Annotated in this window: 14 protein-coding genes; 5 read left to right on the top strand and 9 right to left on the bottom strand. The window is 69.2% G+C overall.

Annotated features, from left to right (window positions below):
- Positions 1–19: 19 nt before the first annotated feature.
- On the bottom strand, positions 20–1,453 hold the full coding sequence (locus HSX14_RS09675; RefSeq protein ID WP_173173929.1) for an MFS transporter: 1,434 nt from the start codon (positions 1,451–1,453) through the stop codon (positions 20–22).
- A 221-nt stretch (positions 1,454–1,674) separates the two neighbouring features.
- On the bottom strand, positions 1,675–1,953 hold the full coding sequence (locus HSX14_RS09670) for a hypothetical protein (protein ID WP_111261393.1): 279 nt from the start codon (positions 1,951–1,953) through the stop codon (positions 1,675–1,677).
- A gap of 202 nt (positions 1,954–2,155) precedes the next feature.
- Here HSX14_RS09670 and HSX14_RS09665 point away from each other — a divergent pair, with 202 nt between their 5' ends.
- Positions 2,156–3,178: a patatin-like phospholipase family protein gene (locus HSX14_RS09665; protein ID WP_173173927.1), complete on the top strand. Its 1,023-nt coding sequence runs from the start codon at positions 2,156–2,158 to the stop codon at positions 3,176–3,178.
- A gap of 1 nt (position 3,179) precedes the next feature.
- Here HSX14_RS09665 and glsB read toward each other — a convergent pair whose 3' ends face one another.
- The 7 genes from glsB to HSX14_RS09630 all read right to left on the bottom strand — a co-directional run bounded on the left by glsB (position 3,180) and on the right by HSX14_RS09630 (position 12,299).
- Positions 3,180–4,088 (bottom strand): glutaminase B, encoded by a 909-nt coding sequence (gene glsB / locus HSX14_RS09660; protein ID WP_111261391.1) that lies wholly within the window; start codon positions 4,086–4,088, stop codon positions 3,180–3,182.
- Positions 4,089–4,354: 266 nt separating this feature from the next.
- Positions 4,355–5,047, bottom strand: a complete 693-nt coding sequence (locus tag HSX14_RS09655; RefSeq protein WP_173173925.1) for a response regulator — start codon at positions 5,045–5,047, stop codon at positions 4,355–4,357.
- 123 nt (positions 5,048–5,170) lie between these two features.
- On the bottom strand, positions 5,171–7,837 hold the full coding sequence (locus tag HSX14_RS09650; RefSeq protein ID WP_173173923.1) for a sensor histidine kinase: 2,667 nt from the start codon (positions 7,835–7,837) through the stop codon (positions 5,171–5,173).
- Complete coding sequence (gene kdpC, locus HSX14_RS09645; RefSeq protein ID WP_173173921.1) at positions 7,834–8,385, bottom strand: potassium-transporting ATPase subunit KdpC; 552 nt, start codon at positions 8,383–8,385, stop codon at positions 7,834–7,836. The genes HSX14_RS09650 and kdpC overlap by 4 nt, the downstream gene beginning before the upstream one ends.
- 49 nt (positions 8,386–8,434) lie before the next feature.
- Entirely contained in the window at positions 8,435–10,492 is a 2,058-nt protein-coding gene (gene kdpB / locus HSX14_RS09640) for a potassium-transporting ATPase subunit KdpB (RefSeq protein ID WP_173173919.1), read from the bottom strand.
- An 11-nt stretch (positions 10,493–10,503) separates the two neighbouring features.
- Entirely contained in the window at positions 10,504–12,201 is a 1,698-nt protein-coding gene (gene kdpA / locus HSX14_RS09635; RefSeq protein WP_173173917.1) for a potassium-transporting ATPase subunit KdpA, read from the bottom strand.
- A gap of 8 nt (positions 12,202–12,209) precedes the next feature.
- On the bottom strand, positions 12,210–12,299 hold the full coding sequence (locus tag HSX14_RS09630; RefSeq protein WP_021220384.1) for a K(+)-transporting ATPase subunit F: 90 nt from the start codon (positions 12,297–12,299) through the stop codon (positions 12,210–12,212).
- Positions 12,300–12,902: 603 nt separating this feature from the next.
- Here HSX14_RS09630 and eat point away from each other — a divergent pair.
- The 4 genes from eat (at position 12,903) to HSX14_RS09610 (ending at position 16,919) form a co-directional block, all read left to right on the top strand.
- Entirely contained in the window at positions 12,903–14,273 is a 1,371-nt protein-coding gene (gene eat / locus HSX14_RS09625; RefSeq protein WP_173173915.1) for an ethanolamine permease, read from the top strand.
- 81 nt (positions 14,274–14,354) lie between these two features.
- On the top strand, positions 14,355–15,746 hold the full coding sequence (locus tag HSX14_RS09620) for an ethanolamine ammonia-lyase subunit EutB (protein WP_173173913.1): 1,392 nt from the start codon (positions 14,355–14,357) through the stop codon (positions 15,744–15,746).
- Positions 15,746–16,501 carry an ethanolamine ammonia-lyase subunit EutC gene (eutC, locus tag HSX14_RS09615; protein ID WP_173173911.1) on the top strand — a complete coding sequence of 252 codons (756 nt, stop codon included), beginning with the start codon at positions 15,746–15,748 and terminating at the stop codon, positions 16,499–16,501. Before HSX14_RS09620 ends, eutC begins: the two co-directional genes overlap by 1 nt.
- Before the next feature lie 250 nt (positions 16,502–16,751).
- Entirely contained in the window at positions 16,752–16,919 is a 168-nt protein-coding gene (locus tag HSX14_RS09610) for a DUF2897 family protein (protein ID WP_111262384.1), read from the top strand.
- Positions 16,920–16,959 lie beyond the last annotated feature (40 nt).

Here is a 16,959-nt window from a genome sequence, read left to right as displayed (position 1 = left end):
CTGCAGACGACGCAGCCTGCTAATGCGCCCGCCCGACCACGCGCCGGACCAGCACTGCGGCCAGCAGCGGTGCCAGGGCGAAGCCTGCGAACAGCCAGGCCGCCGCCGACTGGGCGCCGGCCACGCCCCCCGGCACGCTGAGCCCGGAGGCATTGGCCACCAGGCCGGCGAGCGCCGCGCCGATGGCCATGCCGTAGAGCTGCACCGTGGTGATCGCGGTGGATGCCGCACTCTCCTCGCCACGCGGCGCCAGCTCCAGCACCCGGGTCAGCAGGTGCGGCCAGCCGATGCCCACGCCCGCGCCCACCGCCGCCAGTGCAACGCCCACCAGCAGGGTACGCAGCGCATGGGCCAGCTCCCCCGCCAGCGGAATCAGCACTGCCAGGGCCAGCAGCCCGACCACGCACAGCACCGGCCCGCCGCGCAGCAGGCGCACCGCCCCCGCGCCGTGGCGCCCGGACGACAGCAGCGACCCCAGGCTCCAGCCCCCCGCCATGGCAGCCGTCAGGTAGCCCGCCAGCAGCGGCGTCTGGCCGTGCAGCACCTGGAGGAAATAAGGCACGAAGATCTCGGTGGTGGTCCCCGCCAGCAGCAAGGCCACGCAGGCGTAGACGGCGCCCAGCGCGCTGCCCAGCGAAGCGCCACCGGACGGCAGCAGGCGCACGGTCGCGCGACGATCCCAGCCCAGCGCCAGCGCCCCGAGGGCCAGCCCCACGGCCACGCCGAGGGCTTGCAGGGGCAACTGCGGCGACAGGCTGCCCGCCGCCACCGCCAGGACCGAGGCGGCCAGCAGGCCGATCTGCAGCACCGGGATGCCCGGCAGCGCGTCCGCTTCGGCGTCATCGGTGCGCGGGCGCAACTGGGCCATGACCAGCAGGGCCTGGAACAGGGCCACCGGCAGCAGCGCCCAGAAGGCCCAGCGCCAGTGCCCGGCCTCGGCGAACAGGCCCCCCACGGCCGGACCACAGAGCGTCGCCACGCCCCACATGCCGGACACCAGCGCCACCGCGCGCGGCCACAGCGGCGCTGCGAACACCACGCGGATCAGCGCATAGCTCAGGGCCGCCAGCAGGCCACCGCCCAACCCCTGCACCGCCCGCGCGGCGAGCATCCAGGGCATCGTCTGCGCCGTCGCGCACCCCACCGAACCCAGGGCGAACAACACCAGCGCCGCCAGGCACGCGCCACGCGGCCCGCCGACGGCGAGCAGGCGCGATGCCAGCGCGGCACCAACGATGGAGGCCACCACGAACAGGGTGGTATTCCACGCGTACCAGTCCAGCCCGCCGATCTCGCGCACCACCGACGGCAGCACCGTGGTGACGATGTGCACGTTGATCGCATGCAGGGCGACACCGCCGGTGAGCGCCACCGCCATCAGGCCGTTGCGCCCGCTGAGCAGTTCGCCCCAACTGGCGGTGGGCTGGGAATCGAGGGAGGCAGTGGTGTCCATCAGGCGTCTCTCCAGATCATTTACACAAGTAATGACTTGGATATTAGGAGCGAGGCGGCAAATTAAACAAGATATTTCTTTGATAATGCGGATAGGAAAGGGCTATCCGCGATGCCGGCGGGCACTGAGGCGAGGCACGTTCCACTGCGTCCCCGCGTCCTCAGGCCGGCACGCGCCCACAAAAAAGCCGGGGCATGCCCCGGCTCTTGCCACCCGGCGCCTCAGCGCCCGGCACGGGACTCGCGGATGTAGAAGCGCGCCTTGTCGGCCTTGGCGGTGCAGCCCTCGAAGCGTTCGAACTGCTGCTCGGTCTTGGCCGCGGTGAGCAGGCCCAGCGCCTTGGAGTAGCTGACGGTGCCGGCGAAGCCTTCGGCCTTGGCCAGGTCGAGTTCTCTCCAGGCCGCGTCGAGCTGGGACCCGCAGCTGTCGCGGTAGGCCGTCTTGCCAGCGCAACCGGCGAGCACCAGCACGATCAAGGGCAGGCTGATCCAGGCTTTCATGGGGGTTCTCCTCGGGATGTGAAATGGCCATGAGTCTAATGGTGGTTGAGACGGTACGGAACAGGAAAAATTCCGCGCTGCACCCTCCCCGGGGAGCTTTCAAGGCCGCCGTCGCACTCCTGCGACACGCAGACGTCCATTCGCTTGGCCTCGCTCTTTCCCACAGGTATCGTCTGCCCCTTGTGTAGGAAAAGGTGAAGTCATGAGCAAGCGTGTCGCACTGGTCCTCGGCTCCGGCGGGGCCCGGGGTTATGCCCATATCGGCGTGATCCAGGAAATCGAGGCGCGGGGCTACGAGATCGCCTGCATCGCCGGCTGCTCCATGGGCGCGGTGGTCGGGGGCATCTATGCCGCCGGCAAGCTGGACGAATACCGCGAGTGGACCGAGAGCCTGGACTACCTCGATGTGCTGCGCCTGCTCGACGTCAGCTTCCGCCTGGGCGCCATCCGGGGCGAGAAGGTGTTCGGGCGCATCCGCGAGATCGTCGGCGACATCGACATCGAAGACCTGGCCATCCCCTACACCGCCGTCGCCACCGACCTCACCAACCAGCAGGAAATCTGGTTCCAGGAAGGCTGCCTGCACCAGGCCATGCGCGCCTCGGCGGCCATCCCCAGCCTGTTCACCCCGGTGATGCAGGGCTCGCGCATGCTGGTGGACGGCGGCCTGCTCAACCCGCTGCCCATCGTGCCGGTGGTCTCCAGCCACTGCGACCTGATCATCGCCGTCAACCTCAACTCCACCAACCAGAAGCAGTACCAGCTGCCGGTGATCGAACGACCGCCGGCCTTCAAGGGCCGCATCGACCAGATGATGACCTCCCTCGGCGAGCGCCTGCCCTTCCGCAAGCGCGGCGTCGAAGAGGAACTGCTGCTCGAAGGCGCCACCGCGCCCATCGCCAATCCCTGGGTCGAGGACGCTGCGGCACCCGGCGCCCAGCAGCCGGCGGCGGCACCGCAGAAGGAAGGCGCGCCGAGCTCGGCCAGCGGCTCGCAGGTGGTCGCCAGCGTCGGCCCGGCCTCGCTGCTGGACCTGGTGAACCAGAGCTTCGAGGTGATGCAGACGTCGCTCGCGCAGTACAAGATCGCCGGCTACCCGCCGGACGTCCTGATCAACGTGCCCAAGCGCGTGTGCCGCTTCTTCGAGTTCTACAAGGCGCCGGAGCTGATCCAGCTGGGCCGCCAGATCGCCCGCGACACCTTGGAGAAGTACGAGCAGGACTGAATCAGAAGATCGACCAGTCGATGCGCTCGGAGAGCTTCTCCAGCGCCGCCATGCCCGCCACCGAATTGCCGGACGCATTGAGCTCCGGCGACCACACGCAGACGGTGAAGCGCCCCGGCACCACCGCGACTATGCCGCCCCCCACCCCGCTCTTGCCGGGCAGCCCGACCCGGTAGGCGAAGTTGCCGGCCTCGTCGTACAGGCCGCTGGTGGCCATCAGCGCGTTGACCTGCTTGGTCTGCCGCCCGCTCAGCACCGCCTCGCCGCTGTGCGGGCTCACCCCCTCGTTGGCCAGGAAGCTGAAGGCCAGGGCCAGGTCCGCGCAGCTCATGCGCAACGCGCAGTGGTGGAAGTAACTGCGCAGCACGGCCTCGACATCGTTGTGGAAGTTGCCGAACGACTGCATCAGGTAGGCCGCCGCCGCATTGCGCGCGCGGTGCTGGTACTCCGAGCGCGCCACCACCTCGTCCGCCACCACGTCGCGGTTGGCGCTCAGGCGCCGCACGAAATCACGCATCGACAGCGCCGGTGCGGCGAAACGCGACTGGTTGATGTCGCAGATCACCAACGCCCCGGCGTTGATGAAGGGGTTGCGCGGCACGCCGCGCTCGAACTCCAGCTGCACCAGGGAATTGAACGGCTGCCCCGACGGCTCGTGGCCCAGGCGCTGCCAGATGTCCTCGCCCGAATGCTGGATCGCCTGCACCAGGCTGAAGACCTTGGAAATACTCTGGATGGAAAACGGCGTGCGCCCGTCACCGGCGCAATAGAGCTGGCCCTCATTGCTGTACACCGCAATGCCCAGCTGGTTCGCCGGCACCCCGGCCAATGCCGGGATGTAGCTGGCCACCTTGCCCTGCCCGATCAGCGGGCGGACTTCATCGAGGATCTCGTCGAGCAGTTGTTGCATGTCTTCCTTCCGGCAACGAATGGCGCCAGGCGCCTGGATTAAGCGCTAGACGACGGATTCGGGTCGCGCAACACAGCGGGAGGGGTGCGACGCGCAAAAAGCGGGCACGGGACGACAATTCGCCCGGTGGGCGCCAGCGCAGGGCGACACCGCAGTGCCGCCCGATCGCGAATGAATTCGCTCCCACGGAAGAGGCGGCGCGCCGCGCCGCTTGGCGACTGAAGTCGCCCCTACGACAGTCGTCGACCTACGAGGGAGTCGTACGGCTAGCCCTCGCGCAGGCGGTAGCCGACCCCGGCCTCGGTGACGATGAAGCGCGGCTCGGTCGGGTCGTCGCCGAGCTTCTGCCGCAGGTGGCCGACCACCACCCGCAGGTAGTGGGTGTCCTCGACATGGGTCGGGCCCCAGATGTCCTTGAGCAGCTGCTGCTGGGTCACCACCCGACCCAGGTGCCGCGCCAGCTGGGCGAGCACCGCGTATTCCTTGCGGGTCAGCGCCACCTCGGCGCCATCGAGGGTCACCCGGCGGTAGGCGAAGTCGACGCTCAGCGGGCCGCTTTCGACCACCGCCTCCTGCTGCTCGCCACCACCGGCCTGGCGCAGCAGCACCCGCACGCGGGCGAGGAACTCCTGCACGCTGAAGGGCTTGGTCACGTAGTCGTTGGCGCCGCCATCCAGGGCCAGCACCTTCTCGCCTTCGCTGGCGCGCACGGAAAGCACCAGCACCGGCACCGCCGACCACTCGCGCAGCTCCGCCAGTACCGTCTTGCCGTCCATGTCCGGCAGGCCCAGGTCGAGCACCACCAGGTCCGGCCGCGCCAGGGCCGCCTGGGCCAGGCCTTCGGTGCCGTTGGCGGCTTCCAGCACCTTGTAGCCCTGGGCGGTGAGGCTGATGCGCAGGAACTTGCGGATCTGCGCCTCGTCGTCGATCACCAGGAGCGTCGGTTGGTTGGTCGTCATCTTGTCCTTCGAAATCCGTTGGCTACCGCATCGTGTTGGGGCGAATTCATTCGCCCAGGGCGGCAACGCCGCGCCGGGTCGCACGCGGCGGTCCTGCGGCCCGCATGGCGAATGGATTCGCCCTTACAGCGGGCCATCACCCGCCTCCTCCTCCAGCACCGGCTGCGGATGCAGCGGCAGGTGCAGGGTGAGCGTGGTGCCCTTGCCGTCCAACCCCTCGCCCACCGTCACGCGGCCACCGTGGGCGCCGACCATGCCCTGGCAGATGGCCAGGCCCAGGCCGGTGCCCTGCCCTCCCCGGTCGCCGCGGGCAGCGGTGTAGAACATGTCGAAGATCTTCTCCCGCTCGGCGGCCGGGATGCCGGGCCCCTGGTCGCTGACGGCGAAGCGCAGCTCCTCGTCATCGGCCGTCACCGCCACGCGCAGGCGGCCCTGGCTCGGCGAGAAGCGCGCGGCGTTCTCCAGCACGTTGACCAGCGCCTGTTCGATCAGTGCGGCGTGCACGTAGAGCAGCGGCAGCTCGGCGGGCAGCACGGTCTCCACCTTCAGCGGCGCCAGCACCGGGCGCAGGCGCTGCAGGGCGCTGGCGACGATGTCCACCGGCGCCACCCAGTCGCGGGCCAGCTTCAGGCCGCCGTGGCCGAGGCGGGTCATGTCCAGCAGGTTCTGGATGTAGCGGTCGAGGCGCTCGGCCTCATCGCGGGTGCCTTCCAGCAGCTCGCGGCGGTCCTCCAGGGGGATCGCCTCGCCGAGCGCCAGCAGGCTGTCGATGGAACCGCGCATGGCGGTCAGCGGCGTGCGCAGGTCGTGGGAAACGGACGCCAGCAGCGCGCTGCGCAGCTGCTCGGTCTCGCCATGCAGGCGTGCGGCCTCCAGGTCCTCGGCCAGCTGCGCGCGCGCCAGCGCCTGGGCCAGGGGCTGGCCGAGCGCCGACAGCAATCGGCGGCGCTCGGCGGGCAGCGGCGCACCGTCGCGCGGGCTGACCCCGAGCAACGCCAGCGGCCCCTCCTCGCCGGACAGCGGCAGCCACCACCAGCGCCCGCTGGGCAGGGTGCCGGTGCCGAGCCCGGCCACCTGGTCGTGCTGCCAGGACCACTCCGCCGCTGCACGCTCCTGGTCCGCCAGCAGGCGCTGCACGCCGGCCTCGACTTTCCACACGCCGTCACGGCTGCGCGCCAGCAGGCACACCTCGACGTCGGTCCAGGGGATGAACTGCTGGGCCGCGACGCTGAGCACGGCCTGGCGGTCGGTGGCGGCGGTGAGCTTGCGCGAGAGGTCGAGCAGCGCGGTGGTTTCCGTCTGGGTGGCGCGCAGGGCCTGCAGCTGGCGGCGCTGGCGCGAGGCCAGGTTACCGGTGAGCCCGGCCATCAGCAGGAAGAACAGCAGGGTCAGCACGTCTTCCTGGCGGGCGATGGTCAGGGAGAAATTCGGCGGGATGAACAGGAAGTCGTAGGCCAGGAACGACACACCGGCGCAGAGCAGCGCCGGGCCCAGGCTGCTGCGCACCGCCACCAGCAACACGGCGGCGAGGAACACCAGGGAGATGTTCGGCAGCGCCAGCACCTGGTAGGCGCCCCAGGCCAGGGCGCTGGCGATCAGCGCGGCGCCGAGGGCCAGGCCGTAGTCGCCCAGGGGCACCGGGTGGCGCGACCGGGCACTGGCGGGGCGCGCGTCGGCGTCGGTGTCCAGCACGCTGATCTCCAGCCCCTCGGCCTGGCGCAGCAGGCGCTCCGCCACCCCGCGTCCGAGCCAGCGACGGCGCAGGCGCTGCCGGCTGCGGCCCACCAGCAGGAGGCTGGCACGGCGCTCGTTGGCGTGTTCGATCAGGGTGCTGGCCACGCCTTCGGCGCGCAGGGTCACCACTTCGCCCCCCAGGCGTTCGGCCAGTTGCTGGGCCGCCTGCAGGCGCGTGCGGGCCTCTTCGCTTTGCGTGCCGCCGGTGTCCACGTGCACCAGGCTCCAGGGCAGGTGGCGGCGTTCGGCCACGCGGCAGGCGTGGCGCACCAGGCGCTCGGCCTGCTCGCTGCCGTCCACGCCCACCAGCAGGCGGCCACGCACCGTCGGCGCCTCCTGGCCCTGCAGGCGATAGCGGCGGTTGAGATCGGCATCGACCCGCGCGGCGGCGGTCTGCATGGCCAGCTCGCGCAGGGCGGTGAGGTTGGTCTGGGAGAAGAAGGCGTCGATGGCCGCGCGGGCCTGCTCGGGCACGTAGACCTTGCCCTCGCGCAGGCGCTCCAGCAGCTCGCGCGGCGGCAGGTCGATGAGGAGGATCTCGTCGGACTCCTGCAACACCCAGTCCGGCAGGGTCTCGCGCACCTGCACGCCGGTGATGTCGAGCACCTGGTCGTTGAGCGCTTCCAGGTGCTGGACGTTGACCGTGGTGTAGACGTCGATGCCGGCCGCGAGCAGTTCCTGCACGTCCTGCCAGCGCTTGGCGTGGCGGCTGCCGGGGGCGTTGCTGTGGGCCAGCTCGTCCACCAGCACCAGCTTCGGCGGCGCGGCGAGGATGCCGTCCAGGTCCATCTCGGTCAGCGGCACGCCCCGGTATTCGAGGCGCCGCAGCGGCTGCTGGGGCAGCCCGGCGAGCATCGCCTCGGTCTCGGCGCGGCCGTGGGTCTCGACCACGCCGACACGCAGGTCGACGCCCTGGCGCAACTGCGCCTGGGCCGCCTGCAGCATGGCGAAGGTCTTGCCCACGCCCGGCGCGGCACCGAGGAAGACCTTCAGCCGGCCGCGCCCTTCGCGCGGCAGGTCGGCCAACAACGCATCGGCACGGCCGGCATCACTCATTCAGGCATCTCGTTCAGTCGCAGGTTGAGGGCGAATACGTTGACCACCGCCGGCCCGATCAGCGGGCGCTCGGCCTGCTGTTCCACCAGGCGCTCCAGGGTCGCGGCGGGAATGCCCCGCGCCTCGGCGATCCGCGGGATCTGGTAGCGCGCGGCGGCCAGCGGCAGGTGTGGGTCGAGGCCGCTGCCGGAGGTGGTGACCAGGGCCATGGGCACCGGACCCTGCCCCAGCGCGCCCAGCTCGGTGGCGTCCTTGGCGATGCGCTCGGCCAGCGCCGGGTTGCTCGGGGCCAGGTTGCTGGCACCGCTGGCGACCGTGGCATAGCCACCGGCCGAGGGGCGGGGCTGGAACCACTGGGCCCCCTCCACCTGCTGCGCCAGCAGCAGGCTGCCGCGTGCATCGCCCTTGGCGTCGCGCACCAGGCTGCCGTTGGCCTGCGCCGGGAAGGCCAGTTGCGCGACGGCGGTGACGGACAGCGGGTAGGCGACGCCGGTTATCAGGGTCATCAGGGCCAGCAGGCTCAGGGCGGGACGGAGTTGCGTAAGCATATTCAGTTCCTCGGATTAAGTCCCCTCTCCGTGGAGAGGGGGAAAGGCGTCAGACCAGGTGCAGGGCGGTGAGCAGGATGTCGATCAGCTTGATGCCGATGAAGGGCGCCACCAGCCCGCCCAGGCCGTAGATCAGCAGGTTGCGGCGCAGCAGGCTGGCGGCGTCGGCGGCTTGCACGCGCACCCCGCGCAGGGCCAGGGGGATCAGCGCGATGATGATCAGCGCATTGAACACGATGGCCGAGAGGATGGCGCTCTGCGGGCTGTGCAGCTGCATCAGGTTGAGCACGCCCAGCTGCGGGTAGATGCCGGCGAACAGGGCCGGGAGGATGGCGAAGTACTTGGCCACGTCGTTGGCCACCGAGAAGGTGGTCAGCGCGCCCCGGGTCACCAGCAGCTCCTTGCCCACCTGCACCACGTCCAGCAGCTTGGTCGGGTCGGAGTCCAGGTCCACCAGGTTGGCGGCCTCACGGGCGGCCTGGGTGCCGTCGTTCATCGCCAGGCCGACGTCGGCCTGGGCCAGCGCCGGGGCGTCGTTGGCGCCGTCGCCGCACATGGCGACCATCTTGCCCTCGCCCTGCTCCTGGCGGATGCGCGCCAGCTTCTTCTCCGGCGTGGCCTCGGCGATCATGTCGTCCACCCCCGCCTCGGCGGCGATGGCGGCAGCGGTCAGCGGGTTGTCGCCGGTGACCATCACGGTGCGGATGCCCATCTGCCGCAGCTCGGCGAAGCGCTCGCGGATGCCGGGCTTGACCACGTCCTTGAGGTGGATGCCGCCCAGCAGCCTGCCATCGGCGGCCACCAGCAGCGGGGTGCCGCCGCTCTGGGCGATGCGGTCGATCTCGCGGGACAGCTGCTCGGGCATCTCGGCGCGGCTCATGCCGACCCAGGCCAGCACCGCGTCCACCGCGCCCTTGCGGTAGCTGTGGCCGTTCCAGTCCACCCCGGAGAGGCGTGTCTCGGCGCTGAAGGCGATGGCGGTGACCTCGTCGCGGGCCGGCTCGACCATGGCGCTGAGGGCACGCAGGTAGTCGACGATGGACTTGCCTTCCGGCGTGTCGTCGGCCAGCGATGCCAGCAGCGCGGCGTCGGACAGCTCCTTGCCGCTCACGCCCGGGGCCTTGACCAGTGCACTGCACCGGCGGTTGCCGAAGGTGATGGTGCCGGTCTTGTCCAGCAGCAGCACGTGCACGTCACCCGCCGCCTCCACGGCGCGGCCGGACTTGGCGATGACGTTGAGGCGCACCAGGCGGTCCATGCCGGCGATGCCGATGGCCGAGAGCAGGCCGCCGATGGTGGTGGGGATCAGGGTCACCAGCAACGCCACCAGGTACACCAGCGGCAGGTCGCCACCGGCGAAGCGGGCGAAGGGCTGCAGGGTGGCGACCACCAGCAGGAAGATCAGCGTCAGGCCGATCAGCAGGATGTCCAGCGCCACCTCGTTGGGGGTCTTCTGGCGCTTGGCGCCCTCCACCAGGGCGATCATCCGGTCCAGGGTCGACTCGCCCGGGTTGGCGGTGATCTTCACCAGCAGCCAGTCGGAGACCACGCGGGTGTTGCCGGTGACCGCCGAGCGGTCGCCGCCGGATTCGCGGATCACCGGCGCGGATTCGCCGGTGATGGCGGCCTCGTTGACCGCGGCGATGCCTTCGACCACCTCGCCGTCGCCGGGGATCAGCTCGCCGACCTCCACGCGCACCAGGTCACCGCGGCGCAGGCTGCTGGCGGCCACCGTCTCGAACTGCCCGGAGGCAGCGCGGCGACGGGCGCTGAGGCCCTGGCTGCCGGCCTTGAGGCTGTCGGCGCGGGCCTTGCCACGGCCTTCGGCGAGGGCCTCGGCGAAGTTGGCGAAGAGCACGGTGAACCACAGCCACAGGGCGATCTGAACCGCCAGGCCGGTGGACACCGCCGGGTTGGGGATCAAGCACAGCACCGTGGTGACCACGGCGGTCAGTTCCACCACCAGCATCACCGGCGAGCGCTTGAGCTGGCGCGGGTCGAGCTTGGCGAAGGCCTGCACCAGCGCCGGCTTCCACAGCGCGGCGATGGCGGTACGGGGTTGTTGCTGCTTGGCGCCATTCTTCGGCGCCTGGATAGGGGCGTTCATGCGGGTCTCCCTTAAAGGCCGATCAGCGCGAGGTGTTCGGCAATCGGCCCCAGGGCCAATGCCGGGAGGAAGGTCAGGCCACCGACCAGGAGGATGGTCAGGGTCAGCAGGGTGACGAACAGCGGGCCGTGGGTGGGGAAGCTGTTGCCGCCCACCGGCGCGCGCTGCTTGGCCGCCAGGCTGCCGGCGATGGCCAGCACCGGGAGGATGTAGCCGAAGCGACCGAGGAGCATCGCCAGGCCGATCATGATGTTGTGGAACGGCGTGTTGGCGCCGAAGCCGGCGAAGGCCGAGCCGTTGTTGGCGGTGCCCGAGGTGTAGGCGTAGAGCGCCTGGCTGAAACCGTGGGCGCCGGGGTTGGTGATGGAGGCCGCCGGGCCCGGCAGGCTCACCGCCAGGGCGCAGAACACCAGCACGCCCACCGGCATCACCAGCAGGGTCGCCACCAGCAGGCGCACCTCGCGGGCCTCCAGCTTCTTGCCGAGGTATTCAGGGGTGCGGCCGATCATCAGGCCCGCGAGGAATACGGCGATCAGCACGAACAGCAGCATGCCGTAGAGGCCCGCGCCGACGCCGCCGAAGATCACCTCGCCGAGCATCATGTTGAACATCGGGATCATCCCGCCGATGGCGCTGAAGCTGTCGTGCATCGCGTTCACCGAGCCGTTGGACGCGGCCGTGGTGGTCACCGCCCAGAGTGCCGAGGCGGTGATGCCGAGGCGGCTCTCCTTGCCCTCCAGGGAACCGGACTGCTCGATGGGCAGCGCGGCCAGGGCGGGGTTGGGCTGGAACTCGCTGTACAGGGTCACGCCCAGGCCGATGACGAAGAGGATCAGCATGGTCGCCAGCAGCGCGCGGCTCTGGCGCAGGTCCTTGACGTAGTGGCCGAAGGTGAACACCAGGGCGGCGGGGATCAGGATGATCGACGCCACTTCCAGCAGGTTGCTCCAGGCGCTGGGGTTCTCGAACGGGTGCGCGGAGTTGACGCCGAAGAAGCCGCCCCCGTTGGTGCCGAGCTGCTTGATGGCGATCTGGCTGGCCGCCGGGCCGAGCGGGACCACCTGGTCGGTGCCGGCCAGGGTGTGGACGCTGACGTAGTCGAGCAAGGTCTGCGGCACGCCCTGCCAGACCAGGAACAGCGCCAGCAGCAGGCACAGCGGCAGCAGCGCGTAGAGCGTGCCGCGGGTCAGGTCGACCCAGAAGTTGCCGAGCTTGTCGGTGCTGCGACGGCTGATGCCACGGGCCAGGGCCACCAGCACGCAAAGGCCGACGGCGGCGCTGACAAAGTTCTGCACACCCAGGCCGACCATCTGGCTGAAGTAGCTGAGGCTCGCCTCGCCGCTGTACGCCTGCCAGTTGGTGTTGCTGACGAAGCTCACGGCGGTGTTGAAGGCCAGGGTCCATTCCAGGCCCGGCAGCTTCTGCGGGTTGAGCGGCAGCATGCCCTGCAGCATGAGGATGGCGAACAGCAGCGCCAGGCCGGCGGCGTTGAACAGCAGCAGCGCGACGGTGTAGGTCTTCCAGTCCTGCTCGCTGTGCGGGTCGACCCCGGCGATGCGATAGCAGAGGCGCTCGACGGGAGCGAAGACCGGCGTGAGGAAGGTGCGCTGCCCCTCCATCGCGCGATGGATGAAGCGGCCGATGAAGGGCGCTGGCACCAGCACCAGCACGAAGAAGGCCAGAATCAGCCCGTAGTCCTGTACTTGCATGACGCCCCCTAGCTGCGTTCGGCGCGCAGCAGCGCGACCAGCAAGTAGATGAAAAGCCCCGTGGCCATTGCCAGGGACAACCCGTCGAGAATGCTCATGACTGTTGCTCCGATATGCGGACTGCGCCGCTTTGGAGGAATTCTCGGTATCAGGGGCGTAAAGGGACGAGACGGGGACCGGGGACGGGGCATAAAGAAAGCGTAAAGAACGCGCTTTTCCTGGGCTTGCCGGGGGCCTGTCATGGCTGCGTTGATGGGGTTCGCGGAGCTCTGCCCATCCTACGAACTACCCGTCATTCGCAGGATGGGTCGGGCGGCGTTCCGCGAGCGAAGCGAAACCCTGCTGCCAATGCTCCCGGAATAATCTTGCTTGGGGCAGCGGATTGGCAGGAACAGCATCGCGAATGAATTCGCTCCCACGAAGAGCGGGCGAATGAATTCGCCCCTACAGGGGTTGGCGCAGATCATCGAGTGTCTCGCCATCTGCCGTTCACATAACCGTCACACTGGCCTAGACCAGTGCACCGAAACGATTGGTTACATCCATACCACGCACCATTGCGAGTCACGAACGGCGGCGATCAGGTGGCGAAGCATCCCGCAAACGACGTTTCACGGGTCTTTGCGACGCCATTCGGGGACCTGGCATGGGCACTGCAAACACACAGCCTCGTCTGCGTTCATTCCATCCATGGAGGCTTTATGACCCTGCAACTCAAGCCGACCCTCGGCACCCTGCACCTCTGGGGCATCGCCGTCGGCCTGGTGATTTCCGGCGAATACTTCGGCTGGAGCTACGGCTGGGGCGTGGCGGGCACCCTCGGGTTCCTGGTGACCGCGCTGATCGTCGCGGCCATGTACACCTGCTTCATCTTCAGCTTCACCGAGCTGACCACCGCCATCCCCCACGCCGGCGGCCCCTTCGCCTACAGCCGTCGCGCCTTCGGCGAGAAAGGCGGGCTGGTGGCCGGCCTCGCCACGCTGATCGAGTTCGTCTTCGCCCCGCCGGCCATCGCCATGGCCATCGGCGCCTACCTCAACGTGCAGTTCCCGGGGCTCGATCCCAAGCACGCGGCGGTGGGGGCGTATTTCGTGTTCATGACCCTGAACATCCTCGGCGTCAGCATCGCCGCCACCTTCGAGCTGGTGGTCACCGTGCTCGCGGTGGCCGAGCTGCTGGTGTTCATGGGCGTGGTGGCACCCGGCTTCAGCTTCAGCAATTTCGTGCTCAACGGCTGGGCCGGCAGCAATGAATTCGGTGGCGCGGCCATCTCCGGCATCTTCGCCGCCATTCCCTTCGCCATCTGGTTCTTCCTCGCCATCGAGGGCGCGGCCATGGCCGCCGAGGAAGCCAAGGACCCGAAACGCACCATTCCCAAGGCCTATATCGCCGGCATCCTCACCCTGGTGAGCCTGGCCATGGGCGTGATGATCTTCGCCGGCGGCGTGGGCGACTGGACCCAGCTGTCGAACATCAACGACCCGCTGCCCCAGGCCATGAAGGCCGTGGTCGGCGAGAACTCCGGCTGGCTGCACATGCTGGTGTGGATCGGCCTGTTCGGCCTGGTGGCGAGCTTCCACGGCATCATCCTCGGCTACTCCCGCCAGTTCTTCGCCCTCGCCCGCGCCGGCTACCTGCCCCGTGGCCTGGCCAAGCTGTCGCGCTTCCAGACCCCGCACCGCGCCATCATCGCCGGTGGCCTGGTGGGCATCGCGGCGATCTACAGCGACGGCCTGATCAACCTGCAGGGCATGAGCCTGACCGCCGCGATGATCACCATGAGCGTGTTCGGCGCCATCGTGATGTACATCATGAGCATGCTCAGCCTGTTCAAGCTGCGCAAAAGCGAGCCGAACCTGGAGCGCACCTTCCGCGCGCCGGGCTACCCCGTCGTCCCGGCCATCGCCCTGGTGCTGGCAGTGGTCTGCCTGGTGGCCATGGCCTGGTTCAACACCACCATCGGCCTGATCTTCCTCGGCTTCATGGCGGTCGGTTTCGTCTGGTTCCAGTTCACCGCCCACCACCGCGCCAACGCGCCGGCCGATGCGCTGCTGACAGGTGATGCCGCCTGACAAAGCCTCTATGCTGAACCCGCGAGGCCCGGTCCGCCGGGCCTCGTCTTTTCTGCCCCGTTGCAACCGCCGGAGGCCGTGATGCCTTACCAGACCACAGTCGGCGCCCAGGTCTACCGCTTCGCCGATCTCAAGACCCTGCTGGCCAAGGCCAGCCCCGCCCGCTCGGGCGACTACCTGGCGGGGGTCGCCGCCGCCACCTATGAAGAACGCATGGCCGCCAAGCTGGCCCTGGCCGAGGTGCCGCTCAAGCGCTTCCTCGACGAGGCGCTGATCCCCTACGAGGAGGACGAGGTCACCCGGCTGATCATCGACCGCCACGACCGCGCCGCCTTCGCCCCCATCAGCCACCTGACCGTGGGCGACCTGCGCGACTGGCTGCTGCTCGACAGTACCGACTCCGCCACCCTGGAGGCCGTGCGCTGGGGCATCACCCCGGAGATGGCCGCTGCGGTGAGCAAGCTGATGCGCAACCAGGACCTGATCCTGGTGGCGAAGAAATGCCGCGTGGTCACCCGTTTCCGCAACACCATCGGCCTGCCGGGCCACCTCTCGGTGCGCCTGCAACCCAACCACCCCACGGACGACGTGCGCGGCATCGCCGCGAGCATGCTCGACGGCCTGCTCTACGGCTCGGGGGATGCGGTGGTGGGCATCAACCCGGCCAGTGATTCGCTGCCGACGCTGATGCGCCTGTGGCAGATGATGGACGAGGTGCGCGAGCACTTCGCCATTCCCATGCAGAGCTGCGTGCTTACCCACGTCACCACGCAGATCCAGGCCATCGAGGCCGGCGCGCCCATCGACCTGGTGTTCCAGTCCATCGCCGGCACCGAGAAGACCAATTCGAGCTTCGGCGTCTCCCTGGCCATCCTCAGGGAAGCCCACGAAGCGGCGCTTTCGCTGGGGCGCGGCAACCTGGGCGACAACGTCATGTACTTCGAGACCGGCCAGGGCAGCGCCCTCTCCGCCGGCGGCCACCACGGCGTCGACCAGCAGACCTGCGAAGTACGCGCCTACGCGGTGGCCCGGGAGTTCCGCCCGCTGCTGACCAACACCGTGGTCGGTTTCATCGGCCCGGAATACCTCTACGACGGCAAGCAGATCATCCGCGCCGGGCTGGAGGACCATTTCTGCGCCAAGCTCCTGGGCGTACCGATGGGCTGCGACGTCTGCTACACCAACCACGCCGAAGCCGACCAGGACGACATGGACACCCTGCTGACCCTGCTGGGCGCGGCGGGCATCACCTTCATCATGGGCATCCCCGGTGCCGACGACATCATGCTCAACTACCAGAGCACCTCCTTCCACGACGCCCTCTACCTGCGTTCCGTGCTGGGCCTGAAGCGCGCGCCGGAGTACGAGGAGTGGCTGCTGCGCATGGCCATCACCGAGCCCTCCGGGCGCCTGCGCGAGATCGGCAAGGGCCACGCCCTGCTCAAGGACCTGCCACGACTGGGAGCCGCCTGATGAAACTGGTGCAACACAACCCCTGGGACGAACTCCGCGCCCACACTTCCGCACGCATCGCGCTCGGTCGCGTCGGCTCCAGCCTGCCCACCGCCGAGGTGCTGCGCTTCGGCCTGGCCCACGCCCAGGCCCGCGACGCGGTGCATCACCCGCTGGATTTCGCTACCCTCGATGCGCAGCTCAAGGCCGCCGGCTTCCGCACCCTGCAGGTGCGCAGCGACGCCGAGGATCGCCAGGCCTACCTGCTGCGCCCGGATCGCGGCCGCCGCCTGCACGACGACTGCCAGGCCCGCCTGCTGGCCGAGGCACCGGCACCGGAGCTGGCGGTGGTGATCGCCGACGGGCTCTCCTCCATCGCCGTGCAGCGCCACGCCCTGCCCTTGCTGGAAGCCTTCCGCGAACGCTTTTCCACCGACTGGGCCAATACCCCGGTGGTGCTGGCCGAGCAGGGCCGGGTGGCCATCGGCGACGGCATAGGCGAAGCGCTGCGGGCGCAGCTGGTGGCGGTGCTGATCGGTGAGCGGCCGGGCCTCACCTCGCCGGACAGCCTGGGCCTGTACCTGACCTTCCAGCCTCGCGTCGGGCGCATGGACAGCGAGCGCAACTGCATCTCCAACGTACGCCCGGAGGGGCTGCCCTATGCCCTGGCGGCGATCAAGCTCGACTACCTGGCGCGCGAGGCGCTGCGGCTTCAGTTGTCGGGCGTGAGCCTGAAGGACGACAGCAATTTGCAGCCGGTAGCGCAGCTGGATTGAGGCCTGCCCGGCCCGCATCGCTCGATCTGGGGAACGGTGCGCGCACCATCTTTCCCGGTGTGCGCGGCACACCCTACAGGTGCCATTGGCGCCAACTCGCAGTCCTGCGGCTTTCTGCCGCCGCCCTTGTGGGGGCGAATTCATTCGCGATCGGCCGTGATCACCGGTCGCCAGGGGCAAATGTGAAGGGAACGCGGCAAGCGCAGCGCGTTCGAACTACAGTAGCGGCCCCACCTCGAAGGAGATTCCCATGCCCTGGTATGCCTGGCTGATCCTGATTCTCGCCATCGGCTCCATCGTCGGCGGCCTGATGATGCTGCGCGATACGGCGAAGAAACTGCCCCTGACCGAGGAGCAGCTCAAGCGCATCCATGAACGCAATGCCGAGATGGATGCCAAGGAAGCCAAGGAGCGCTGACACCCGACCGCCCGGCGGTTACAGTGCGGCACCGCTACAA

It is taken from the genome of Pseudomonas tohonis, assembly GCF_012767755.2.
In the GTDB taxonomy this organism is placed as follows: domain Bacteria; phylum Pseudomonadota; class Gammaproteobacteria; order Pseudomonadales; family Pseudomonadaceae; genus Metapseudomonas; species Metapseudomonas tohonis.
Note: the sequence above shows the minus strand (reverse complement) of the source record. Positions and strands in the feature narration are given on the sequence as shown.